Source organism: Herbaspirillum sp. FG34, assembly GCF_057809315.1.
The window spans coordinates 1-536 of sequence record NZ_JBMDJS010000057.1 but is presented as its reverse complement, the minus strand read 5'-3'; the positions used below and the strand labels follow the sequence as shown (position 1 = coordinate 536).

General features: G+C 43.1%; 1 rRNA gene. It reads right to left on the bottom strand.

The features are described 5' to 3' along the window. Positions 1-286, bottom strand: a 23S ribosomal RNA gene (locus ACODSZ_RS23135); the annotation flags it as partial. Positions 287-536: the final 250 nt, after the last annotated feature.

The following is a 536-nucleotide window of genomic DNA, read 5'->3' as shown; positions in this document are numbered from 1 at the left end:
CTATCGTTGATGCTAAATCTTGCAGGCTGATCCCATTTCGCTCGCCACTACTTTGGGAATCTCGGTTGATTTCTTTTCCTGTAGCTACTTAGATGTTTCAGTTCGCCACGTTCGCTTCGTTACCCTATGTATTCAGATAACGATGACCTTACGGCCGGGTTTCCCCATTCGGAAATCTGCGGATCAAAGCTCGTTTGCCAGCTCCCCGCAGCTTATCGCAAGCTACTACGTCCTTCATCGCCTGTAATCGCCAAGGCATCCACCATGTGCACTTATTCGCTTGTTCCTATAACGTTAGCCTCTTTTGCAAGAGCGTTATATGAAGCGTTGAGTTTTAGCGTTTGCCGTATTCCAAAGTAAGTCTTCTAATTGCTAAGATCACTTCGTAATACTTTGATTGATACAATCACACCCATTTTTACTTTCGCAAGAACCGAAGTCCTGGCGATCGTTTAAATGAATCTTTACTTCTTCCAGATTGTTAAAGAACAAAAACAGCCATTGATCGTAAAAGATCAAACCTAAATCACTACGTC